Annotated in this window: 24 protein-coding genes; 12 read left to right on the forward strand and 12 right to left on the reverse strand. The window is 65.1% G+C overall.

The window, feature by feature from the left end; genetic code table 11:
* Positions 1 to 80: 80 nt before the first annotated feature.
* The 4 genes from QM612_RS02355 to lexA form a co-directional block, all read right to left on the reverse strand.
* A complete protein-coding gene (locus QM612_RS02355; RefSeq protein ID WP_415252328.1) occupies positions 81 to 578 on the reverse strand; it encodes a regulatory protein RecX in 498 nt (165 codons plus the stop codon).
* The gene (locus tag QM612_RS02360; protein WP_415252290.1) at positions 578 to 946 is read right to left on the reverse strand and encodes a TfoX/Sxy family protein; all 369 of its coding nucleotides are present in this window, start codon (positions 944 to 946) and stop codon (positions 578 to 580) included. The genes QM612_RS02355 and QM612_RS02360 overlap by 1 nt, the downstream gene beginning before the upstream one ends.
* A 20-nt stretch (positions 947 to 966) precedes the next feature.
* Positions 967 to 1,995, reverse strand: a complete 1,029-nt coding sequence (gene recA, locus QM612_RS02365) for a recombinase RecA (RefSeq protein WP_415252291.1) — start codon at positions 1,993 to 1,995, stop codon at positions 967 to 969.
* Positions 1,996 to 2,151: 156 nt separating this feature from the next.
* Complete coding sequence (lexA, locus tag QM612_RS02370; protein ID WP_415252292.1) at positions 2,152 to 2,787, reverse strand: transcriptional repressor LexA; 636 nt, start codon at positions 2,785 to 2,787, stop codon at positions 2,152 to 2,154.
* A gap of 121 nt (positions 2,788 to 2,908) precedes the next feature.
* Between lexA and QM612_RS02375 the strand changes: the two genes are divergently transcribed.
* From QM612_RS02375 to QM612_RS02385, 3 genes are read left to right on the forward strand one after another with little or no spacing between them, the layout of a single operon-like run.
* Complete coding sequence (locus QM612_RS02375; protein ID WP_415252293.1) at positions 2,909 to 3,145, forward strand: hypothetical protein; 237 nt, start codon at positions 2,909 to 2,911, stop codon at positions 3,143 to 3,145.
* Positions 3,145 to 3,654: a hypothetical protein gene (locus tag QM612_RS02380; RefSeq protein WP_415252294.1), complete on the forward strand. Its 510-nt coding sequence runs from the start codon at positions 3,145 to 3,147 to the stop codon at positions 3,652 to 3,654. The genes QM612_RS02375 and QM612_RS02380 overlap by 1 nt, the downstream gene beginning before the upstream one ends.
* Positions 3,654 to 3,863, forward strand: coding sequence for a helix-turn-helix domain-containing protein (locus QM612_RS02385; protein ID WP_415252295.1), 210 nt, complete (start codon positions 3,654 to 3,656; stop codon positions 3,861 to 3,863). The genes QM612_RS02380 and QM612_RS02385 overlap by 1 nt, the downstream gene beginning before the upstream one ends.
* A gap of 4 nt (positions 3,864 to 3,867) precedes the next feature.
* On the opposite strand, the gene QM612_RS02390 is transcribed toward QM612_RS02385, so the two are convergent.
* Positions 3,868 to 4,359, reverse strand: a complete 492-nt coding sequence (locus tag QM612_RS02390; protein WP_415252296.1) for a CinA family protein — start codon at positions 4,357 to 4,359, stop codon at positions 3,868 to 3,870.
* 103 nt (positions 4,360 to 4,462) lie between these two features.
* Positions 4,463 to 7,120, reverse strand: coding sequence for a TonB-dependent receptor (locus tag QM612_RS02395; RefSeq protein WP_415252297.1), 2,658 nt, complete (start codon positions 7,118 to 7,120; stop codon positions 4,463 to 4,465).
* Positions 7,121 to 7,338: 218 nt separating this feature from the next.
* Here QM612_RS02395 and mutS point away from each other — a divergent pair, with 218 nt between their 5' ends.
* The 4 genes from mutS (at position 7,339) to QM612_RS02415 (ending at position 12,652) form a co-directional block, all read left to right on the forward strand.
* Complete coding sequence (gene mutS / locus QM612_RS02400) at positions 7,339 to 9,903, forward strand: DNA mismatch repair protein MutS (protein WP_415252298.1); 2,565 nt, start codon at positions 7,339 to 7,341, stop codon at positions 9,901 to 9,903.
* 91 nt (positions 9,904 to 9,994) lie between these two features.
* The gene (locus QM612_RS02405; protein ID WP_415252299.1) at positions 9,995 to 11,458 is read left to right on the forward strand and encodes a catalase; all 1,464 of its coding nucleotides are present in this window, start codon (positions 9,995 to 9,997) and stop codon (positions 11,456 to 11,458) included.
* Positions 11,459 to 11,568: 110 nt separating this feature from the next.
* On the forward strand, positions 11,569 to 12,183 hold the full coding sequence (locus tag QM612_RS02410; protein ID WP_415252300.1) for a DUF937 domain-containing protein: 615 nt from the start codon (positions 11,569 to 11,571) through the stop codon (positions 12,181 to 12,183).
* Positions 12,158 to 12,652: a hypothetical protein gene (locus QM612_RS02415; protein WP_415252301.1), complete on the forward strand. Its 495-nt coding sequence runs from the start codon at positions 12,158 to 12,160 to the stop codon at positions 12,650 to 12,652. The genes QM612_RS02410 and QM612_RS02415 overlap by 26 nt, the downstream gene beginning before the upstream one ends.
* A 58-nt stretch (positions 12,653 to 12,710) precedes the next feature.
* Here QM612_RS02415 and QM612_RS02420 read toward each other — a convergent pair whose 3' ends face one another.
* From QM612_RS02420 to ffh, 6 genes are all read right to left on the reverse strand, one after another.
* Positions 12,711 to 13,118, reverse strand: coding sequence for an RNA-binding S4 domain-containing protein (locus QM612_RS02420; protein ID WP_415252302.1), 408 nt, complete (start codon positions 13,116 to 13,118; stop codon positions 12,711 to 12,713).
* Positions 13,119 to 13,187: 69 nt separating this feature from the next.
* Entirely contained in the window at positions 13,188 to 13,607 is a 420-nt protein-coding gene (gene rplS, locus QM612_RS02425; protein WP_415252303.1) for a 50S ribosomal protein L19, read from the reverse strand.
* 184 nt (positions 13,608 to 13,791) lie between these two features.
* Positions 13,792 to 14,562 carry a tRNA (guanosine(37)-N1)-methyltransferase TrmD gene (gene trmD / locus QM612_RS02430; RefSeq protein WP_415252304.1) on the reverse strand — a complete coding sequence of 257 codons (771 nt, stop codon included), beginning with the start codon at positions 14,560 to 14,562 and terminating at the stop codon, positions 13,792 to 13,794.
* 108 nt (positions 14,563 to 14,670) lie between these two features.
* Complete coding sequence (gene rimM, locus QM612_RS02435) at positions 14,671 to 15,207, reverse strand: ribosome maturation factor RimM (RefSeq protein WP_415252305.1); 537 nt, start codon at positions 15,205 to 15,207, stop codon at positions 14,671 to 14,673.
* 51 nt (positions 15,208 to 15,258) lie between these two features.
* Entirely contained in the window at positions 15,259 to 15,507 is a 249-nt protein-coding gene (rpsP, locus tag QM612_RS02440) for a 30S ribosomal protein S16 (protein ID WP_415252306.1), read from the reverse strand.
* 76 nt (positions 15,508 to 15,583) lie between these two features.
* Entirely contained in the window at positions 15,584 to 16,951 is a 1,368-nt protein-coding gene (gene ffh / locus QM612_RS02445) for a signal recognition particle protein (RefSeq protein WP_415252307.1), read from the reverse strand.
* 89 nt (positions 16,952 to 17,040) lie between these two features.
* On the opposite strand from ffh, the gene QM612_RS02450 reads away from it, so the two are divergent.
* The 5 genes from QM612_RS02450 to QM612_RS02470 all read left to right on the forward strand — a co-directional run bounded on the left by QM612_RS02450 (position 17,041) and on the right by QM612_RS02470 (position 22,805).
* Entirely contained in the window at positions 17,041 to 17,832 is a 792-nt protein-coding gene (locus tag QM612_RS02450; RefSeq protein WP_415252308.1) for an inner membrane protein YpjD, read from the forward strand.
* Positions 17,833 to 17,965: 133 nt separating this feature from the next.
* Complete coding sequence (locus QM612_RS02455) at positions 17,966 to 18,424, forward strand: MarR family winged helix-turn-helix transcriptional regulator (RefSeq protein ID WP_415252309.1); 459 nt, start codon at positions 17,966 to 17,968, stop codon at positions 18,422 to 18,424.
* A 3-nt stretch (positions 18,425 to 18,427) separates the two neighbouring features.
* Complete coding sequence (locus tag QM612_RS02460; RefSeq protein ID WP_415252310.1) at positions 18,428 to 19,885, forward strand: efflux transporter outer membrane subunit; 1,458 nt, start codon at positions 18,428 to 18,430, stop codon at positions 19,883 to 19,885.
* Positions 19,882 to 21,102: an efflux RND transporter periplasmic adaptor subunit gene (locus QM612_RS02465; RefSeq protein WP_415252311.1), complete on the forward strand. Its 1,221-nt coding sequence runs from the start codon at positions 19,882 to 19,884 to the stop codon at positions 21,100 to 21,102. The genes QM612_RS02460 and QM612_RS02465 overlap by 4 nt, the downstream gene beginning before the upstream one ends.
* A gap of 125 nt (positions 21,103 to 21,227) precedes the next feature.
* Complete coding sequence (locus QM612_RS02470; RefSeq protein WP_415252312.1) at positions 21,228 to 22,805, forward strand: DHA2 family efflux MFS transporter permease subunit; 1,578 nt, start codon at positions 21,228 to 21,230, stop codon at positions 22,803 to 22,805.
* The last annotated feature ends 7 nt before the right edge of the window (positions 22,806 to 22,812 follow it).

A 22,812-nucleotide genomic window follows, 5' to 3' on the forward strand; every position in this document is an offset into this window, starting at 1 on the left:
GGCGCGCTCGAACGCCACCCACCCGACCTGCACCCAGACGACTTTCAAAGCAGCCCGAAAAGTCCGGATCGAGCGAATGCCTAGCCAGCGTTTATCGCAAATCGAACCTGCTCCATCGAAAACCCCCGCCGCAGCAGGAAATCCGCCGCCTTGCGGTGGGCGTTGCGGTCATCGGTTAGCGCTTGCGGATGGCGACGCCGCAGCAGGTCGGCCGCGACTTCGTTCCAGTCATCCTCGAAGCTGTCCATGGCGGCGGCGATGGCGTCGCTACTCAAGCCATGGGTGGCGAGCTCGGCTTCGATATAGCGCGGCCCATAGCCGGTTGACGCGCGGCTGCGCACCAGTGATTCGGCGAAACGGCTGTCATTCTGCCAGCCGGCATCGGCCAGTTTGTCGATCAGGGCATCGGCCTCATTGGCATCGACGCCACGCACGATGAGCTTTCGCGCCAGTTCCAGCCGGGAATGCTCGCGCCGGGTCAAGAGGCTCAGGGCGCGCTGGGTGGGGGATGGTTCCGGGCGGCGACGGCGCTTCGACGCTGACGAGGACGCCGCATCGCCGTCACCGCCCGGCCTCATCATGCCTTGGCTCCCCTGCCGGGCCGTTTCGCCGCCCTGCCCGCTCTTTTCGCGGGCCTGGGCTTGGCGGCGGGCAGTGCGTCATGAGTCACCAGCAGCGCCTGCCGCAGCAGGTCGCCATCGTCCAGATATTCGTCCAGCACCAGATAGTCCTTCGCGCCCGGATAGGGTGGCCCCACCGAAGCCTGCGGCAACAACGCACGCCCGGCCTCGGTGGGTTTCAGGAACAGGCTGTTGTCGCAGGCGAAGGCCAGCACCTTGCCATCCAGATACAGGCCGTATTCGCCGAACATCCGCCTGGCAGCAAGCCGGTCACCAAGACCGGCCTGCTCGCGGATGTAGTCGATGAAACTCGCATCGGTGGCCATGTGCCTGCCCTGCCCTTGCTTCAGCCCGCGTCTTCCACTTCACCGCGCGGCGCATCTTCCGGCACGTACTTCTCGCGCAGGGTGGCTTCCAGCTTCTGCGCTGCGGCCACGTTCTCCTTCAAGTACTGGCGGGCGTTTTCCTTGCCCTGGCCGATGCGCTCGCCGTCATAGCTGTACCAGGCACCGGACTTCTCGACCAGCTTGGCTTCCACGCCCATGTCGATCAGTTCACCCTCGCGGCTGATGCCCTCGCCGTACAGGATTTCGGTGATGACCTGCTTGAACGGCGGGGCCAGCTTGTTCTTGACCACCTTGATCCGGGTCTGGTTGCCGATGATTTCCTCGCCCTTCTTGATGCTGCCAATGCGGCGGATGTCCAGGCGCACCGAGGCATAGAACTTCAGCGCATTGCCGCCGGTGGTCACTTCATTGCTCTGGCCGGGCATCATGATCCCGATCTTCTGGCGCAGCTGGTTGATGAAGATGACAAGGCAGTTGCTGCGCTTGATGTTGCCGGTCAGCTTGCGCAGCGCCTGGCTCATCAGGCGGGCCTGCAGGCCGGGAAGCTGGTCGCCCATATCGCCTTCGATTTCCGCCTTCGGGGTCAGCGCGGCGACCGAATCGACCACCACCATGTCCACCGCGTTGGAGCGCACCAGCATGTCGGCGATCTCCAGCGCCTGCTCGCCGGTATCTGGCTGCGACAGGTAGAGGTCGTCAAGGTTCACGCCCAGCTTCTGCGCATAGATCGGATCCAGCGCGTGCTCGGCGTCGATGAAGGCGCAGGTGCCGCCTGCCTTCTGGCACTGGGCGATGGCTTGCAGGGTCAGGGTGGTCTTGCCGGAGGATTCCGGCCCGTAGATTTCCACCACGCGGCCCTTGGGCAAGCCACCAATGCCCAGCGCGATGTCCAGCATCAGCGAGCCGGTGCCGACGGTTTCCACCGCCTCCACCGTGCGCTCGCCCATGCGCATCACCGAGCCCTTGCCAAACTGTTTTTCGATCTGGCCCAGTGCCGCAGCAAGCGCGCGCTTCTTGTTCTCGTCCATCGTGGTGCTCCTCAAGTCGGTGATTGAATCCGGGAATGTGCTCAGGCTAGACGGGGCTGGTCGCACAGGCTGCGACGCGGCGGGCCGTGATCGAAAAAATGTCGCAAATCAGTGGCGGGTGGCATCAGGGAATGCCGCATCGCGAGGTCGGGGATTTCAGGCATTGGGGCGCACCAGGCCGCAGTACAACCCTTCGATGGCGAAATCCTGCCCCGGCTGCACCTCGATCGGCGCGTAGTCCGGGTTGCGCGGCAGCAAGCGAATCCCGCCCTGCCCGATCCGCAGCAGCTTGACCGTGATTTCATCGTCGATACGGGCAATCACGATCTGCCCGTTGCGCGCCTCGGACGTGCGATGCACGCCGATCAGGTCGCCGTCGAAGATGCCCTCATCGCGCATGGAGTCGCCCTTCACCTTCAACAGGTAATCGGGCGTGGGCGTGAACAGCGCGCGATCCATCAGCAGCACCTGCTCGCTGCCGATATCGGCACCGATGGGAATGCCTGCGGCCACCTGCCCCAGCACCGGCAGTTGCAAGGCGTCATCGTGGGCTGGCAGTGCCAGTTGCTGCGGGCCATTCGGCAGTTGCAGCAGGCGCAGGCTGCGGGCACGGCCGGGGCTGCGCTCAACGATGCCGGCAGCCTCCAGCGCTTCGAGGTGGTACTGCGCGGCGCGCACCCCCTTGAAGCCAAAGGCGCGGGCGATTTCCGCCTGCGAAGGGGCGAAGCCGTCGGCCTCGATGCGTTCGGCGAGGAAGGCGTGGATGGCACGCTGGGTGTCGGTCAGTTCCATGGTTAGTAGTAATACTACTAACAAATCACCCAATGCAAGCCACTTGACATAAATCGAAATTAATTTATGTTTCGCGAAGATTATTCATCGTCTTTTACAAGGCTTGGAAGAGGAACAACACATGAAACTGGTTGCCAGTACCACCCTGACTGTCCTGTCCAGCCTGCTACTCGGCTTCTATGCCCTCGTTTGGTTGTTTTCGTGGACGCCGCTGACGGGCAGCATCGACAGTCGCATCGTCCTGATCCATGCCATCGGCATTGCCGGCACATTGCTTGCCGTCATGGCACTGCGCGAATTGCGCCGCGAGCGAGCCGAAGCCGCACGTCTGAAGGCTGAAAACGAGGATTTCGTCTGATGAGTGCTGAAAACAAGATCAAGCGCCACGGCTACCACCTGATGTCGCTGGCATCGCTGGGGATGTTCTGCGTCACCCTATGGGGAGTCATCATGCTGTCCGCGCCTTGGCATGCGTCTGCAGAAAGCACGGGCTTCCTTGGCATGACGCACGGAATGGACGCGAACGCCAGAAACCAGTGGATGCTTGCAAGTGCTTGCTGGACACTCGCTTACCTGCTGCCCCTGCTTGCACTGCGGCGTTTGGGCAATCGCCTTTATCGCCAAGAAGCGCTGACCCTGCCGGTGGCGCATGCTTTCCTAAGCCTGGCGAATGCGTTGCTTGTCAGCGTGTTCGTGCGCTTGCTGGCAGATTCACTGGCAACCGAGGCAGGTTCGCAACCGGGTACGTTCTCGCTTCCCTTCGGCAGCTTCTACATCGTCATGATTACCTGCCTGTGCCTGTACAGCGTGGCACACCTGATGCGGCTGGCTGCCGAGGCCGCTGATGACGCACGGAGCATCGTCTGATGCCGATCATCGTCAACCTCGACGTGATGCTGGCGCGGCGCAAGATGAGGTCGAAGGAATTGGCCGATGCCATCGGCATCAGCGAAACCAATCTTTCACTGCTCAAGCAGGGCCATGTGAAAGGCGTGCGCTTCGAAACGCTGGCGGCAATCTGCCGCGTGCTGGAATGCCAGCCGGGCGATCTGCTGGAATATCGAACGGAAGGCTGATCGCCTAAACGCCCTCCAACCCCCGCAGCGCGGCTGCCACGGTCTGTCGGCGCACGGCGTCGCGGTCACCGTCGAAGTGGAAAACCTCCGCGCTGGCGTAGCCGCCGCGTCGCTTCCAGCCGATCCAGACCGTGCCGACGGGTTTGTCGGGGCTGCCGCCGCCCGGGCCGGCGATGCCGGTGACGGCCACTGCGATGCTGGCACCGGAATGCACCAGCGCGCCGGACACCATTTCGATCACCGTTTCCCGGCTGACCGCGCCGAAGGTTTCCAGCGTCTGCGGGCGCACGCCCAGCATGGCCTGCTTGGCCTCGTAGCTATAGACCGCCATGCCGCAATCGAACCACGCGGAAGAACCGGGTACGTCGGTCATGCACTTGGCAATCCAGCCACCAGTGCAGCTTTCGGCGGTGACCAGCATCTGCCGCGTCGTCAGCAGGCGTTCGCCCACGGCCTGCGCCAGCGCGTTGAGTTGGGTATCGGAGGGAGCGGCCATCAACCTGCCATCGAAACGTGTTGCCGCGTTGTAGCGCATGCGCGCGCAAAACAAAACAGGCCCGCGGTGCGGGCCTGTCTTGCGAAGCACTGACGGCAAGCCGTCAGAAGTTGAAGCGCAAGGTTGCGCCATACATGCGCGGTGCGCCGAGGAAGGCATTGAAGGTGTTCATCGGCTGGTTGGGCTCCGGCGTGCCAACTGCCTGCAACGGGCCATCGAACGCCACCTGCACGTAGTCCTGGTCGAAGATGTTGGTGCCCCACAACTCCAGCTGCCACTTGCGGTCGCGCGAGCCGATGCCGACGCGCGCATTGAACACCGCGTATGCCTCCTGCAACTTCTCGGTGTCCAGATCGGAGCCGGTGTTGTACTCGGACACGTACTTGCCGCCGATGTTGAAGCGGCCCTCCAGGTTGGCACCGATGTCCCACTCGTAGGTGAGCGAAGCCGACACCGACAGGTCAGGCGCAAAGCTCATCTGCGCCCCCGGCAGCTTGTACAGCTGGCCGATCGAGGGGCATGCCGTCGTGGTCTGGCCCGGCCCCACGAAGTCGCAGCCCGGAATGGTCTTGCCGTACTTGGTATCGGCAACCATCAGGCCGGTCTGCAGCATCAGGCCCGGCGTGGCCTGCCACAGCAATTCGGCATCCAGGCCCTGCGAGACGACCTTCGGGATCGAGCGCACCACGAAGCTGGTGCCCAGGAAGCTGTTGAGCTGGAAGTCGGTGTAGGTCTGGTGGAACAGCGCACCGTTCAGCAGCAGGTTGCCGCCGGCCCAGGTGGTCTTGGCACCCAGCTCGTAGCTGTCCACGAACTCGCCAGGGAACGAGGTATCGGTCGTGGTCGGGGTGATGCCCTCCTGCGTGCGATCCAGGTTGAAGCCGCCCGCCTTGTAGCCGCGTGCTGCGGAGAAGTAGGTCATCGCGTTGTCGTTCCAGCGATAGGCAAACTTCAGCGTGCCCGACCATTCCTTCTCTGTGCGCGACTGGTGGGTGACATCGCCATCGTGCTGGACATTGGTCCATGGCAGGCACATGCGGCCGGCGATGGCCGGTGCAACCGCAGCCACGAGCGCTGCCTGCACTGATGCCGGCAAGCTCGAGAAATTGCTGATGCGTTGTGCCAGTGCCGCGCCCACGCGACCGCCGACATTCGCCAGCGTGGCGGCGCAGCCGATGCTGCCGTTCGGATTGTCATAGATCGCGTCGAGCGTTTTCTTCTCGCTGGTGTAGCGCAGGCCCAGGGTGATGTCGAAAGCGTCCGTGGCGTGGAACGTGTTGTTGGTGAACAGCGCCGTGCTCTTGGCGTTCTGCGCGTACTTGTCCAGTGCGCCAAGGCCCGCGAAGAGGGTGCCATACGTCTGCCCGGCAACCTGCGAAAGGAAGGTCGCCCCGCCCGCCGTGTTATAGGTGAAGGTGCCCGCCGGCAAGCCTTGCGACGCGGCAATGGCATTCAACGTTGGCTGCAATCCACTGCCCACCAGCGAGTTCACCAGGGTGGACAGGTAAGGCTCATAAGCTGCCCCCACGCGGTAGCTCTCGGTGCGGTTCAGGTCTTCATCGGCATAGAACAGGCCAACCAGCCAATCCATCTTCTCGGTGGAACCGGCCAGGCGGAACTCCTGGCTGAAGGTCTTGAACCGGTTGAAGGACTCGTCCTGCTGCGGGTTCATGTAGATCAGGTCGGCGGTGCTGAAGTCGAAATCGCGACCATTGATGGCATCCCAGTCACGGCCGGCGGTGATCGAAGTGAAAGTGGCACCGCCGAGCGCATCCATGCCGATGGTGATTTCCGCCTGCACGCCCTTGTCGTCCATCTTCTGCGCGGTGCTGCGGTTGCTGTAGGCAACACGCGCCCACGGATCGGCCGCGCCGGTGGCCGCGATGGCATTGCCGCCACCCAGTGCATTGATGATGGTCGCCGTGCCACCGCTGACCAGTTGCACGGCGGTGCAGCAGTTCTCGTCGCGCTTGGTCATGTCGGCCGACAGTACGATTTCCACGCGGTCGGTCGGCACCATCAGCAGCTTGGCGCGGAACGTCTGGAAGTTCTGGTCGTAATCCTTGTCTTCGGTGCGTGGGCCGGCACCGGTGACCACATCCATCCAGCCATCGCGGTCACGATGCGCCGCATACACGCGGAACGCGGCGTAATCGCCCAACGGTGCGTTGAACCAGCCCGCCAGTCCCAGCGCGCCGTAATTGCCGAGGGTCACTTCACCCGCGCCGCCGAGTTCGAAATCAGGCTTGCGGGTCACCACATTGATGACGCCCGCCGAGGTGTTCTTGCCAAACAGGGTGCCCTGCGGCCCCTTCAACACTTCGATGCGGTCAAGTTCGCCAAGGTCACCGAAGCCAACACTGTTGCGCGGACGGTACACGCCGTCGATCACCACGCCAACCGAGGATTCCAGGCCCATGTTGTCGCCCACCGTGCCGATGCCACGGATGCGCGCGGTGGTGATTGCCTCGTTCTGGGTGCTGGTCACGGTCAGGCCGGGCACCAACACCTGCAGGTCCTTGATGTCGCGCACGCCGGTGTCCTGCAGCGTCTGCTGGGTCAGCGCGGTGACCACGATCGGCACGTCCTGCAGCGCTTCCTCGCGCTTCTGCGCGGTGACGACGAGCTTGTCGAGGGTCTTGGCTTCTTCCTGCTTCGCGCCACTTGCGTCCTGCGCGAGTGCGGGCATGCAGACCATCGATGCCAGGCCGGCGAAAACGGCGACAGCCAGGGAACTGCGTTGCGGTTGCGTACGGCTCATGGAACTCCCCCATCGTGAAAAGGATCAGACATGAAGCAACCACACCGGCGGGTGCCGGGCAGTTGCGCATCAGGTCGGCCCGTGGGGGTTGGCCGCGCGCAGCCGTTTCGCTGCGTAACGCGACGTTAACACATCCATACGCCAGCGTGTCCAGCGCTGGTTTCGGGCGAAACCGGGGGATCGGGCACACTATCCGGCCCCTTCCCCGCCGCGTCCGAATGTCCCTCGAACAGCACACGCCCCTCATGAAGCAATTCTTCGCCGCCAAGGCGGAGCACCCGGACGTGCTGCTGTTCTTCCGGATGGGCGATTTCTACGAGCTGTTCTATGACGACGCCCGCAAGGCCGCGCGACTGCTGGACATCACCCTGACCCAGCGCGGCAGTTCCGCCGGGCAGCCGATCCCGATGGCGGGTGTGCCGCACCACGCCTATGAGGGCTACCTCGCCCGGTTGGTGGCGCTGGGTGAATCGGTCGCCATCTGCGAGCAGATCGGTGACCCGGCCACGTCGAAGGGGCTGGTGGAACGCAAAGTGGTGCGTATCGTCACCCCCGGCACGGTGACGGACGAAGCCTTGCTGGACGAGCGCCGCGACACGCTGCTGCTTGCGGTCTCGCGCGGCAAGCAGGGCTATGGCCTTGCATGGGCCGACCTGTCCAGCGGTCGCTTGCGGGCAAATGAAGTGACCAGCGATGACGCACTGGAAGCCGAACTCGCGCGCCTGCAACCGGCGGAAACGCTGGTGCCGGACGAGGAAGGCTGGCCCACCTGCGTGCAGGAAGCACGCGGCCTGCGCCGGCGTGCGCCGTGGTTGTTCGATGCCGATTCCGGTCGCCGCCAGCTGCTGCAGTTCTTCGGCGTGCACGACCTGACAGCCTTCGGCATCGACGACAAGCCGCTGGCCATCGCCGCCGCTGCCGCGCTGCTGGGCTATGTCGAGGAAACCCAGAAGCAGCGCCTGCCGCACCTGCGCGCAATCGCGCTTGAAACCAGCGATGACGCCATCGCCATGAACGCGGCCACGCGCCGCCATCTGGAACTGGATTCGCGCGTTGACGGCGACGTGAAAGCCACGCTGCTGGGCGTGCTGGATTCCACCGTCAGCCCGATGGGTGGCCGCCTGCTGCGGCGCTGGCTGCATCGCCCGCTGCGCGACCACAAGGTGATTGGGCAGCGCCACCATGCCGTGCAGACGCTGCTTGAACATCGCGCCGACGATCTGCTGCGCGAAGCCTTCCGCAGCCTTGGCGACATGGAGCGCATCCTCTCGCGCGTGGCCCTGCGCAGCGCGCGCCCGCGCGATCTTTCCACCCTGCGCGATGGCCTGTCGCTGCTGCCGGCGGTGCGCGAAATCCTTGCGCCACTCGATTCTCCACGCCTGCAGGCACTGCATGCCGAACTTGGCGAACACGATGCCAGCGCCCGCATCCTGCGTGCCGCCATCGTCACCCAGCCACCGCTGCTTGCCCGCGACGGCGGCGTGATTGCAGAGGGTTACGACGCCGAACTCGACGAACTGCGCCGGCTTTCGACCCATGCCGACCAGTTCCTGATCGACCTGGAGGCGCGTGAGCGCGAGGCCACCGGCATCGCCAACCTCAAGGTCGGCTACAACCGCGTGCATGGCTATTACATCGAGATCAGCAAGGGCCAGAGCGACAAGGCGCCAGTGCATTACACGCGGCGGCAGACACTGACCGGCGCGGAGCGCTACATCACCGAGGAACTGAAGGGCTTCGAGGACAAGGTGCTGTCCGCGCGCGAGCGCTCACTGGCACGCGAAAAGCTGCTGTACGAAGGCGTGCTCGACCTGCTCAACGAAGTGCTGGAACCGCTGCGTCGTTGCGCGCTGGCGCTGTCCGAACTTGACGTGCTGGCCGGCTTCGCCGAGCGTGCGCAGGCGCTGGACTGGAGCATGCCGACGCTGCGCACAGAGCCCGGCATCGCCATCGAACGTGGCCGTCATCCTGTGGTTGAAGCGCTGCGCGATGCGCCGTTCGAACCGAATGATCTGGTGTTCGATGGCGATACCCGCATGTACGTCATCACCGGCCCGAACATGGGCGGTAAATCCACCTTCATGCGCCAGAACGCGCTGATCGTGCTGCTGGCCTGCATCGGCAGCTTCGTGCCGGCGTCGAAGGCCGTCATCGGCCCGATCGACCGCATCCTGACCCGCATCGGTGCAGGCGATGACCTTGCGCGCGGGCAGTCCACCTTCATGGTGGAGATGAGCGAGACCGCCTACATCCTGCATCACGCCACCGAACACTCGCTGGTGTTGATGGACGAAATCGGGCGCGGCACGTCCACCTACGACGGCCTCGCACTGGCCGATGCGGTGGCACGGCAATTGGCATCGAGCAATCGCAGCTACACGCTGTTCGCCACCCATTACTTCGAACTGACCGCGCTGGCGGAACCGGGAAGCGGCATCGCCAATCTGCATCTCGACGCCATCGAGCACGGCGAGGCACTGGTATTCATGCACGCGGTGCGCCCCGGCCCGGCCAACCGCAGCTTCGGCTTGCAGGTGGCGGCGCTGGCCGGCCTGCCTAAGCCTGCGCTGCAACAGGCGCGCGCGCGGCTTGCGGAACTGGAATCGCAGAACCGCGACGCGCCCAGCGTGCCGATGAGCGCACCTGCGCTGGATCAACCGCAACAGATCGGTTTGTTCTCGCCGCAATCCGCCGCACTGGACGCGCTGGCTGGCATCGACCCGGATGACCTCACGCCGAAGCAGGCGCTGGAAGCCTTGTATCGATTGAAGGCGCTGACATAGTCATCGACTATCAATCCGATCCCATCAATCGATTTCCATTGATCGATCAAGGCCCCTAATGTTGGCCCATCCCCGCCAACTGGAGCCCGCGATGCGCAAGCCCACCGACCTGCCGCCGACCCACCTCACCACCGACTTCGGCGCGCCCGTGCCGGACAACCAGAACAGCCTGACCGCTGGCCCGCGCGGCCCGTTGCTGGCGCAGGACGTGTGGCTGCACGAAAAGCTCGCCAACTTCGTGCGCGAGGTGATCCCGGAGCGGCGCATGCACGCGAAGGGTTCCGGCGCGTTCGGCACCTTCACCGTCACCCACGACATCACCAGGTACACCCGCGCGAAGATTTTTTCGGAAGTCGGCAAGAAAACCGAAATGTTCGCCCGCTTCACCACCGTGGCCGGTGAGCGCGGCGCGGCGGACGCCGAGCGCGACATCCGCGGCTTCGCGCTGAAGTTCTACACCGAGGAAGGCAACTGGGACATGGTGGGCAACAACACACCGGTGTTCTTCATCCGCGACCCGCTGAAGTTCCCCGACCTCAACAAGGCGGTGAAGCGCTGCCCGCATACCAACATGCGCAGCGCCACCTACAACTGGGATTACTGGACGCTGCTGCCGGAAGCGCTGCATCAGGTCACCATCGTGATGAGCGACCGCGGCATTCCCGCCAGTTACCGCCACATGCACGGCTTCGGCTCGCATACCTACAGTTTCTGGAACGAGGCCGGCGAGCGCTTCTGGGTGAAGTTCCATTTCCACACCCAGCAGGGCATCAAGAACCTGACCGATGCCGAAGCTGGCGCGTTGATCGGCAAGGATCGCGAGAGCCACCAGCGCGACCTGTTCGAGGCCATCGAACGCGGCGACTTCCCGAAGTGGACGATGTACGTGCAGGTGATGCCGGAAGCCGATGCCGAAAAGGTGCCCTATCACCCGTTCGACCTGACCAAGGTGTGGCCGCATGCGGATTACCCGCTGATCGAAGTCGGTGAGTTCGAGTTGAACCGCAACCCGGAAAACTTCCATGCCGATGTGGAACAGAGCGCGTTCGCACCGGGCAACCTAGTGCCGGGCATCGGCGTGTCGCCCGACCGCATGTTGCAGGCGCGGCTGTTCAACTATGCCGATGCGCAGCGCTACCGCCTTGGCACCAACTACCAGCAGATCCCGGTCAACGCCGCGCGTTGCCCGGTACACAGCAACCATCGCGACGGCATTGGCCGCGTCGATGGCAATTACGGCGGCCTGCCCCACTACGAGCCCAACAGCTTCCACCAGTGGCAGCAGCAGCCGCAGTACCGCGAACCACCGCTGAAGATCAACGGCAACGCCGATCACTGGGACTTCCGGCAGGACGATGCCGACTACTACAAGCAGCCCGGCGACCTGTTCCGGCTGATGACGCCATCGGAACAGCAGGCGCTGTTCGACAACACCGCCCGCGCGATGGGCGATGCGCCGGACTTCATCAAGCAGCGCCACATCGACAACTGCACCAAGGCCGACCCGGCCTATGGCGCAGGCGTTGCCGCCGCACTGAAGAAGCTCGCCGGCTGAAGCGCGGTTGAAGGCCCGGGCGGGCGCTGCGGGAAACCCCGCACGCACCGTCCGGGTTTGCTATGTTGCCCGCACCCGCCGTTACGGCACCCACGCAGGATTCCGATTCCATGTCTTCGCTCACCGACGAAATCTTCTCCCAGCTGTCCGGCCCCGCCCTGCAACAGATCAGCCAGCAACTCGGCACCGGGCAGGCACAGACCGCCGGCGCAATTTCCGCCGCGCTGCCGATGATCCTCGGCGCGATGGGCCGCAACGCCAGCCAGCCGCAGGGCGCGGAAGCACTGTTCGGCGCGCTGGGCCGCGACCACAACACCGGCGGCGGCCTCGGCGACATCCTCGGCGCGGTGCTCGGCGGTCAGCAGAGCCGGCAGACCGACGGCTTGGGCCAGCTTGGCCACATCTTCGGCAGCCAGCTGCCGCGCGCGGAAGCAGGTCTCGGCCAAGCCACCGGCCTTGGCAATGACAAGGCGCAGATGCTGCTGAAGATCCTTGCCCCCATCGTGATGGCGTATCTGGCCAAGCAGATGTTCGGCGGCCAGCAGCAGCAAGCCTCGCCGCAGGTGCTGGGCGGCATCCTCGGCCAGGAACAGCAGCAGGTGCGCCAGCAGGGAGGCCTCGGCGGTGGCCTGCTCGGTGCGGTGCTGGATCAGGACGGTGATGGTGAACTCGGCCTCGGCGATCTATTGAAGATCGGTGGTGGCCTGCTGGGTGGCAAGCGCTGATATGCAGGCGGCCGGCGCGGCAAGGAAACTCATGCTCCTCGGGCTGCTCGCCGTCATGCCTGCTGCCCATGCAGGCGTCTTTGGTGATGCGTTCGGGAAATGCCTCGTCAACGCATCCAATGACCAGGACAGACAGCAGTTGATGGAGTGGATTTTTTCCGCCATAGCACTCAATCCCACAATCATGCCCTACGCCAACATTTCCCCGGAACAGCGTTCGGCAATCGACCAAAAGATGGCCTCTCTCTTCGAAAGACTGGTCGGAGAGGCCTGCCAGAAAGAAGCATCGGAAGCACTCAAATATGAAGGCGCGAGTGCATTCGAAACTGCGTTCCAGCTTTTCGGGCAAGTTGCGGGGCAGCAACTTTTCGCATCGAAGGAAGTGCTCGAGGGAGCGCAGGATTTCTACAAACTCCTTGACGCCAAAGCGCTTCAGGAAAAACTCGGGATTCCTGCAGACAAGCCCTGATCGATCATCCCGGTCGCCGCGTTTTATGCGGCGGCTCGGGTGAGTCCGCCCATCGCAATCAAAGCGCGTCGAGATCACCCAGCGCGCGGATCAACCGCCGCGCGCGCTTGTCGGGTTTGGTTTCCGGTGGCTTGAAGCCCGCGCGTTCTGCGGCACGCAGCGCCCTGCCCTGTTCGCGCACGAGCTTTGACGCAGCGGATTCGCGATAAAGCGTCTGCGCGACGCTGGCCGGGCCGCGCACGTCGCGCAGTGCCAGCACTTCGATTTCGAAACGCTCATCCAGCCGCTGCACGATGAGCGCATCGCCCACGCGCACGCTGCGGGAGGGTTTCGCGCGCTGTCCGCCGACTTCGACCTTGCCGGTTTCGATGGCCTGCTTCGCAAGCGCGCGGGTCTTGAAGAAGCGCGCGGCCCACAGCCACAGGTCAAGGCGCACGCAGGCGGTGGTTTCGGTTTGCATCGGCATCGACACGATCACTATCCCCAAACGCAAACGGCCACCCGAAGGTGGCCGTCGTGCGGAAGATCGCCTGCCTTACTCGGCAGCAGCTTCGGCGGCTTCGGCAGCGGCCTTGGCGCGCGCCTTGGCGTTGCCGGCCAGGTCTTCCTTGATGCGCGCCTTCTTGCCTTCCAAGCCGCGCAGGTAGTACAGCTTGCTGGCGCGCACGTCACCGCGACGCTTCACCGTCACCGAGTCGATGGTGGCGCTGTGGGTCTGGAACACGCGCTCCACGCCGAAGCCGTGGGAAATCTTGCGCACGGTGAACGCGGAGTTCAGGCCGGCGTTCTTCTTGCCGATGACCACGCCTTCGTAGGCCTGCACGCGCTCGCGATTGCCTTCCTTGACCTTGACGTTGACGACGACGGTGTCGCCTGGGCCGAAGTCAGGCAGCTTGCGCGAAACCTGGGCGGCTTCGAAGTCCTGGACGAGGGTATGGATCGAGGGCTTGCTCATTGGAGTATCAACCTTGGGAAATTATGTTGCGTGCATTGCACGCGCCTGTTGGAGTCGTTGTTGCGCGAGTGCACGTGGACCCGCGTCATGGCACTGGTGAAGCCTGGAACTGGAGCGAACCGGCAAGGCCGGGCGGAGCGAAGCCGCGCATTATAGCGGCATTTTTCCTTGCGGCGCCAGAGGCTTAGGTGTCATCGTCCAGTGCGGTCGGCGCCTGCAGGTAGCGGGCCCGGAACGCCTCCAGCAGCGCCCTGTCCTGCTTCGACAGCGCCGCCTCATCCAGCAAGTCCGGGCGTCGCAGCCACGTCCGGCCCAGCGACTGCTGCCTGCGCCAGCGGGCGATTTCTGCGTGATTGCCGGACAGCAGCACGTCCGGCACCGCGCCCAGCGGGTGCTCGACCGGGCGGGTGTAATGCGGGCAATCGAGCAGGCCATCGCCCTCGAAACTGTCCTGCACGGCGGATTCGGCATCATTCAGCGCGCCGTCCTGCAGCCGGGCCACGGCATCGACCAGCACCGCCGCCGCCAGTTCGCCGCCAGACAGCACATAGTCGCCGATGGAGATTTCCTCATCCACCTCGGCCTGCAGCAGGCGCTCATCCACGCCCTCGTAGCGGCCGCAGAGCAGGATCAGGCGCGGCTCCGCTGCCAGTTCGCGCACCTTGCGCTGGTCAAGACGCTGCCCCTGCGGGCTGAGGTAGATCGTCCTAGCAGTCCTCGGATCAGCCTCGCGCGCGGCACACAGGGCGGCGCGCAGCGGCTCGATCATCATCACCATGCCGGGGCCGCCACCGAACGGGCGATCATCGACGCGGCGGTAATTGCCTTCGGCATGGTCACGCGGGTTCCAGCCGTGGATCGACAGCAGGCCGCGCTCGCCGGCGCGCCCCACCACGCCATGCGCGGCAAGCTGGGCGACGAATTCGGGGAACAGGCTGATGATGTCGAAGCGCATGGTGTTCTCCTTCCCCTTCAAGGGGAAGGCCGGGATGGGGATGGGGTTTGTCGTGATCCCGTCATTGAACACCATCCCCACCCAAACCCTCCCCTTGAAGGGGAGGGCTTAAAAGTCGGCATCCCAATCGACGGTGACGATGCCGACATCGAAATCGACGCTGCGGATGTAATCCGGCTGCACGAACGGAATCATGCGCTCACGCTCACCCTGCGCCACCAGCACGTCGTTGGCACCGGTGGAAAACAGATGCGAGACGGTGCCGAAGTCGATGCCTTCGACATTCACCACCCGCAGCCCTTCCAGATCGACCCAGTAGTACTCGCCGGGCGCGGGCGGCGGCAGCGCGGAACGCGGCACCAGCACGTCGGTGCCACGCAGCGCATCGGCGGCGTCCTTGTCGGCGATGCCGGGCAGCATGGCGATCAGGCCCTTGACGCCTTCGCGCAGCTTCGCGCCATCGCACACGCGCTCGACGCCGCGTGCATCACGCAGTGTCCATGGCTGGTATTTGGCGATGGCGCGGGCGGGATCGGTGAAACTTTCCAGCTTCACTTCACCGCGCACACCGAACGCACCGTGCAACCGGCCCACGGGGATCATCCTTTCGGAAGTCGTCCGTTGACCGGCGTCCGGTGCGTTCATGCGAATCTCAAGCAAGCTGCGTCAGCGAAGCGCCGAGCGCAGCTCGTTTCGTCAGGCTGCCTTGGCGGCGGCCTTGTACAGGTCAGCCACCTTGTCGGTCAGCTGCGCACCGTTGTCCACCCAGTGCTTCACGCGCTCGACGTTCAGCTCGACGCGCTTCTCCGCGCCCTGCGCCACCGGGTTGTAGAAACCGACGCGCTCGATGTTGCGGCCGTCGCGGGCGCTGCGGCTGTCGGTGACGATGATGTGGTAGAAGGGGCGCTTCTTGGCGCCGCCACGGGTAAGGCGAATCTTGACCATTGCAGTTTCTCGGTATTGCCCAGCGGCCGGAATGGCCGGGTAAGCCGGCAAGTATAGCGGGACTTGCTGCCCTGCGTCACCTCATCGGCATGCCGCTGCGCCCGCCCATCATCCCGGACAGGCCGCGCATCATCCCCTTCATGCCGCCGCGGCCCAGCTTGCCCATCATCTTTTCCATCTGCTGATACTGCTTCATGACCTTGTTGACATCGGCAGGCGTCAGGCCGGAACCACGGGCGACGCGGGCGCGGCGCGAGCCGTTGAGCAGGTCGGGGTTGCGGCGTTCCTTCTTGGTCATCGAATTGATGATGGCGATCATGCGCGGCACTTCCTTGCCGGTGACCTGCTGCTTCACTGCCTCCGGCAGTTGGCCGACGCCGGGCAGCTTGTCCATCAGCCCGTGCAGGCCACCCATGTTCTGCATCTGCTCCAGCTGGTCGCGCATGTCGTTGAGGTCGAACTTCTTGCCCTTGGCGACCTTCTCGGCAAGCTTCCTGGCCTTGTCCTGATCGACCTGCGCCTCGACCTGCTCCACCAGCGAGAGCACGTCGCCCATGTCGAGGATGCGGCCTGCGGCGCGGTCGGGATGGAACACGTCAAGGCCATCGGGCTTTTCGCCCACGCCAACGAACTTGATCGGCTTGCCGGTGATGTAGCGCACGGACAGCGCCGCGCCGCCGCGTGCATCACCATCGGTCTTGGTCAGCACCACACCGGTCAGCGGCAGCGCTTCGCCGAAGTGCTTGGCCGTCACCGCGGCGTCCTGACCGGTCATGGCATCGACCACGAACAGGGTTTCGACCGGGTTGACCGCGGCGTGCAGCGCCTTGATCTCGGTCATCATCGCGTCGTCGATGCTGGTGCGGCCTGCGGTATCGACGATCAGCACGTCGGCGAAGACCTTGCGCGCCTCGATGATGGCGGCGTTCACGATGTCTTGCGGCTTCTGCGACGCATCCGACGGGAAAAACACCGCGCCGACCTGCGCGGCCAGCGTCTGCAACTGCTCGATGGCGGCGGGGCGATACACGTCCGCGCTGACCACCATCACCTTTTTCTTGCGCTTTTCCTTGAGGTGCTTGGCGAGCTTGCCAACCGTGGTGGTCTTGCCCGCGCCCTGCAGGCCGGCCATCAGGATGACGGCGGGTGCCGGCACGTTGAGATTGAGGTCGGACGCCTGCGCGCCCATCACCGCCGCCAGTTCGTCGCGGACGATGCGCACCAGCACCTGGCCTGGGGTCAGCGAACGCATGACCTCCTGGCCGACCGCGCGCACCTTGATCCGCTGCACCAGCGCCTGCACCACCGGCAGCGCCACGTCCGCTTCCAGCAGGGCGATGCGCACCTCGCGCACGGCTTCGCTGATGTTGGACTCGGTCAGCCGGCCACGGCCACGCAGGCGTTCGATGGTGCCGGACAGGCGCTGGGTCAGGGATTCGAACATGCTGGTGAAACCTTGCTGGGATGCGTGCGTGCGGGGCCGGGAAGTATAGCCGCAGCCGCAAAACCCGGGCTTTGTGCGACACTTCCGGGATGACAATGGTTCTCATCGCCACTGCACTGTATGCGGCCGCAGCCGTGCTGCTCTGGCACGCCAGCGCGCGCGATGCCGTCCAGCACCGGGGCTGGATTCCGCTGGCGGTGCTGGCCGTCCTGTTCCATGCCGAAACCCACGCGGAAGCCTGGCGTCTGCTGCAGGGGCCGGACATGCACCTCTTCGCCGCGCTGTCGCTGGTCGGGCTGGGCATGGCCGCGCTGACCACCGCCTACGGCGCATTCGGGCGCATGCAGGCTCTCGGCGTGGTGGTGTTCCCGCTGGCGGCGCTCAGCCTGCTGGCCTATCACGCGCAGGGACATTCCGATAACGCCAATGAACTTGGCTGGCGGCTGCAACTGCACGCATGGCTGGCCCTGCTGGCCTATGCCACGCTGGCGGTGTCTGCCCTGCTGGCGATCTTCCTGTGGGCGCAGGAGCGTGCGCTGCGCCAGCGCCAGTTCCACCGCTGGCTGCGCGCCCTGCCGCCGCTGACCGAGCTTGAAAGCCTGCTGTTCCGCAGCATTGCCGTGGGCTTCGTGCTGCTGACCGCCACCCTGCTCACCGGCGTGCTGTTCGTCGATGACCTGCTGGGCCAGCACCTCGTCCACAAGACCGTGCTCAGCGTGCTGTCGTGGCTGGTGTTTGGCGCGCTACTGCTGGGCAGGTGGCGGCGCGGCTGGCGTGGTGCCACCGCCGTGCGATTGACGCTGGCGGCGATGGCGCTGCTGATCCTGGCCTTCTTCGGCAGCAAGATCGTGCTGGAACTGGTGCTGCATCGCACGGGCTGAGCCGAATGCGGAGCAAGCTCCGCATCTACCACCGCCGTTGGGTTTCGTTGTTGGCGTTGAGCCTGCTCGAATACGTTTGCAGGCAAAATATTTGCATTGACAACTATTGCATGGGCGAGCAAGATGCCGCCCCATGAACACGCCCGCCACGCCAACTGAAGCCTGCACCGGCTCCGCCCTCGGCCTGCTGTTCCGGCAAGTGCGCGATGCCATGTGGGCGCGGATGGCGCAGGAACTGGCCGACGCCGGCCATGACCTGACCTTCAGCCAGTTCATCGCGATCAAGCGGCTGGCCGCAGGCACCGCCAGCGTCACCGAGCTCGCCCGCGCCGCCGACCTCAACCCCGGCGCGATGACCCGCCTGCTGGACAAGCTGGAAGCGCGCGGCCTGCTGGTGCGGGTGGCCGATCCCGACGACCGTCGCGCCCTGCACATCCACCTGACCGATGCCGGGCGCGAGATGTGGCGCGACGTTGACCAATGCGGCCAGCGCGTGCGCGAACGTGCGCTGCGCGGCATGGACGATGCCACCCGCGCGCAACTGACCCGCCTGCTGGAGCAGGCCCGCGACAACCTTCTTTCGACGGACTGACCCATGTCCAGATTCCTTCCCCTCGCGCTCGCCGTGGCCGCTGGCCTGCTGCTGGCAGGCTGCGCCTCCACCGGCGGCATCGCACCGCAAGGACAACTGCGCGATACCGCATCCCTGCAGGCCAGCCGCGCGCTGGCCGATGCACGCATCTCCGATGCCGCCTGGCCCGACGCGCAATGGTGGAAAGCCCTGGGCGACCCGCAACTGGATGCGCTGATCGACGAAGCACTGGCCAGCGCGCCTTCGCTGGATGCCGCCGATGCGCGCGTGCGCAAGGCGCAGGCACAGGCCGGGCTGGCCGATGCCGCGCGCAAGCCGACGCTGGGCGCAAGTGGGCAGTACGCGACGGCACAACTGCCCGAAGGACTGGCCGGCGAGGAGATCGGCGGCAAGCTGATGCACAACGCGATGCTGATGGCGAACTTCGCCCTGCCGCTGGACATCTGGGGCGGCAAGCGTGCCGATTACAGAGCCGCGCTGGGCCAGGCCCGCGCCAGCGAGGTCGATGCACATGCCGCACGGCTGGCGCTGGCGGCGAACGTGGCACGCGGCTATGTCGCACTCGCACAGGCCTTCGACGCACTCGACATCGCCCAGCGCGAACAGGCGCGCAGCGAACGCCTGCACGCGCTTGGCAAGCAGCGCGTCGATGCCGGCATCGACAACCGCATCTCACTGCGCAATGCCGAGACACTGATCGCCACCGCCAAGGCGCAGCAACACGCTGCGCAGCAACAGATCGACGCATTGCGCAATGCGCTTGCGGCACTGGTCGGCCAGGGCCCGGATCGCGGCCTGTCCATCCAGCGCCCGCAGTTGTTGCAGGCACCCGCGCCGGCACTGCCCGCCGCGCTGCCCAGTGAACTGCTGGGTCATCGCCCCGACGTGGTGGCCGCGCGCTGGCGGGTGGAAGCCGCCGCGCAGGGCATCAAGTCCGCGCAGGCAAAGTTCAAGCCCAGCATCGACATCAGCGCGCTGGTGGGGCTTGCCGCAGTGAACTTCGATGATCTGTTCCGCAGCGATTCGCTGCTGGGCTTCGGTGGCCCGGCCATCAGCCTGCCGATCTTCGATGGCGGCCAGTTGCGCAACAACCTTGCCGCGCGCGATGCTGACTACGACCTCGCCGTTGCCGATTACAACAGCACCGTGATTGCCGGCCTGCACGAAACCACCGATGCCGTGCAGGCGATCCGCGCGCTGGATGCGCAGGCCACGTCACTGGAACAGGCGCGCGCTGCCGCAGCATCCGCATATGAACTTGCCGGCCAGCGCCATCGCGCCGGCCTTGGCACCCAACTCGATGTGCTCGCCGCGCAGAAACCGCTGCTGCAGCTTGAACAGCAAATCGCCGGCGTGCGCGCACAGCGCTACGTCGCCGCCATCGACCTGAATCGCGCACTCGGCGGTGGCCTTGCCGTCGAAGCGCCCGCCATCACCGCATCCAATCCGTCGCAGCCATGACCACCGAAACCACGCCCAATACATCCGCCGGCCCGGCTGCTTCGCTGCCGGCTTCGCAAAGCGCACTCCAGCCACCCACCAGCAAGCGCAAGCGCGCGCTGCTGATCCTGCTTCTTGCCGTGCTGCTGGCCGGCATCGCATGGCTGGCGTATTACCTGCTGGTCGCGCGCTGGCATCAGGACACCGACGACGCCTACGTGCAGGGCAACATCGTCAGCATCACCCCGCAGACGCCGGGCACGGTGGTGGCAATCAATGCTGAAGACGGCATGCGGGTGCAGGCCGGGCAAGTGCTGGTGCAACTTGATCCGAACGACGCCAAGGTCGCCTACGAACAGGCGGTTGCCAATCTTGCCGGCACCGTGCGTCAGGTGCGCGGCCTGTACAGCAGCGTGGATGCCGCGCAGGCCGACATCGCCGCGCGCGAAGTCGCCGTTACGCAGGCGCGTGCCGACGTGGCCCGCCGCAGCGGATTGGTGGCAAGCGGCGCGGTGTCATCGGAAGAACTCGCGCATGCACGCGCGCAATTGCAGGCAGCAGAAGCCGCGCTGTCGTCATCGCACGGGCAGTTGTCGCGCAGCCGCGCACTGATCGATGCCACCACCGTTGCCAACCAGCCGCAGGTGCAGGCAGCCGCCGCGCAGTTGCGGCAGGCGTATCTGGCGCTGCAACGCGCGCAGATCGTCGCGCCGATCGATGGCTTCATCGCCAAGCGCGCGGTGCAACTTGGCCAGCGCGTGCAGCCCGGCGCTGCATTGATGGCGGTGGTGCCGCTGGATCAGGTGTGGGTCGATGCCAATTTCAAGGAAACCCAGCTGCGCAACATGCGTCTGGGCCAGCCGGTGAAACTGACCGCCGATGTCTATGGCAGCGATGTGGAATACGACGGCAAGCTGGTCAGCCTCGGGCTGGGCACCGGCAGCGCGTTCGCCCTGCTGCCGGCGCAGAACGCCAGCGGCAACTGGATCAAGATCGTGCAGCGCGTGCCGGTGCGCATCGAACTGGACCCGAAGCAACTGGCCGAGCATCCATTGCGCCTTGGCATGAGCATGTCTGTCGATGTGAGCATCCGCGAGCAGGATGGCGGCGTATTGCCTGCCGCATTGCCCGCGCAGCCGGTTCACGCCACGCAGGCGTATGCAAAACAACTGCACGACGCCGATGCGCTGATCGAAAAAGTCATCGGCGACAACCTGCCGCAGGGCCGCAAGTCCTGACCCCCTTACGCAGGAGTCGCGCTGGCGGCGCACCGTTCCCTCCCCCTCTCCTCGTGGCGACGGGTACCGCCAGCCGGCAGCCATCGCGCTGCCGCTCCTGCACCTTCATCGAAACCTGACGCCGCATGTCCACCATCGCGCAAGACGCAGCATCCGGCCCGGCAGCCGCGGCGAAGCCGGCAGACTTCCGCCCGCCCAGCGTGGCACTGACCACGTTGGGGCTGGCGCTGGCCTCGTTCATGCAGGTGCTGGACACCACCATCGCCAACGTCTCGCTGCCCACCATCAGCGGCAACCTCGGCGGCAGCGCCAATCAGGCGACCTGGGTCATCACCTCGTTCGCGGTCAGCACCGCGATTGCCCTGCCGCTGACCGGCTGGCTGGCGCGCCGTTTCGGCGAACGCAAGCTGTTCATGTGGTCCACACTGGCCTTCGTGTTTGCCTCGTTCCTGTGCGGCATCGCCCACAGCATGGGCCTGCTGGTGGTGGCGCGCGCACTGCAGGGCTTCGTGGCCGGGCCGATGTACCCGATCACGCAGGCGCTGCTGCTGTCGATCTACCCGCCCGCGCGGCGTGGGCAGGCCATCGCCTTGCTGGCGATGGTGACCGTGGTCGCGCCGATTGCCGGGCCGATCCTCGGCGGCTGGATCACCGACAACTACAGCTGGGAATGGATTTTCTTCATCAACATCCCCATCGGCATCTTCGCCAGCATGGTAGTGGGCCGGCAGTTGAAGGGCCGGCCCGAGCGGCTGGAAAAGCCGAAGATGGACTACATCGGCCTTGCCACGCTGGTGCTGGGCGTGGGCGCATTGCAGATCCTGCTGGACCTGGGCAATGACGAGGACTGGTTCGCCTCCACCACGATCGTGTCGCTGTCCATCGTCTCCGCGATTTCGCTGGCGGTGTTCGTGATCTGGGAACTGACCGACAAGGATCCCATCGTCAACCTGCGCCTGTTCCGCCATCGCAACTTCCGCGCCGGCACCATCGCGATGACCGTGGCCTACGGCGCGTTCTTCAGCGTCGGCATCCTGGTGCCGCTGTGGCTGCAACGCAATCTTGGCTACACCGCGATCTGGGCCGGCTTTGCCACCGCGCCCATCGGCATCCTGCCGGTGCTGCTGACGCCGTTCGTGGGCAAGTACGCCAACCGCTTCGACCTGCGCGTGCTCGCCAGCTTCGCCTTCATCGCGATGTCGCTGACCAGCTTCACCCGCTCGCACTTCAACCTCGACGTGGATTTCGCCCATGTGGCATGGGTGCAGTTGTTCCAGGGCATCGGCGTGGCGCTGTTCTTCATGCCGGTGCTGCAAATCCTGCTGTCCGATCTTGAACCGCACGAAATCGCCGCCGGCTCCGGCCTTGCCACCTTCGTGCGCACGCTGGGCGGCAGCTTCGCCGCATCGCTGACCACCTATGCGTGGACCGAACGCGGCGCGGTACACCACGCGCACATGACCGAAAGGATTTCCGCCCAGGATCCGGCCACGATGGAAAAGGTGATGCAGCTGGGCGGCGGCGACCTGCAACGCGGCGCGGCAGTACTGGAACGGATGATTTCCAATCAGGCCGCGCAGATCGGCTTCAATGAAATCTTCCACCTGCTCGGGATCATCTTCCTCGGCGTGATCCTGTTCGTGTGGCTGGCGAAGCCGCCATTTTCGGCGAAGATCGGTGGTGCCGCTGGTGGCGGGCATTGAGGCAGAA

Source organism: Thermomonas sp., assembly GCF_047606765.1.
Taxonomy (GTDB): Bacteria; Pseudomonadota; Gammaproteobacteria; order Xanthomonadales; family Xanthomonadaceae; genus Thermomonas.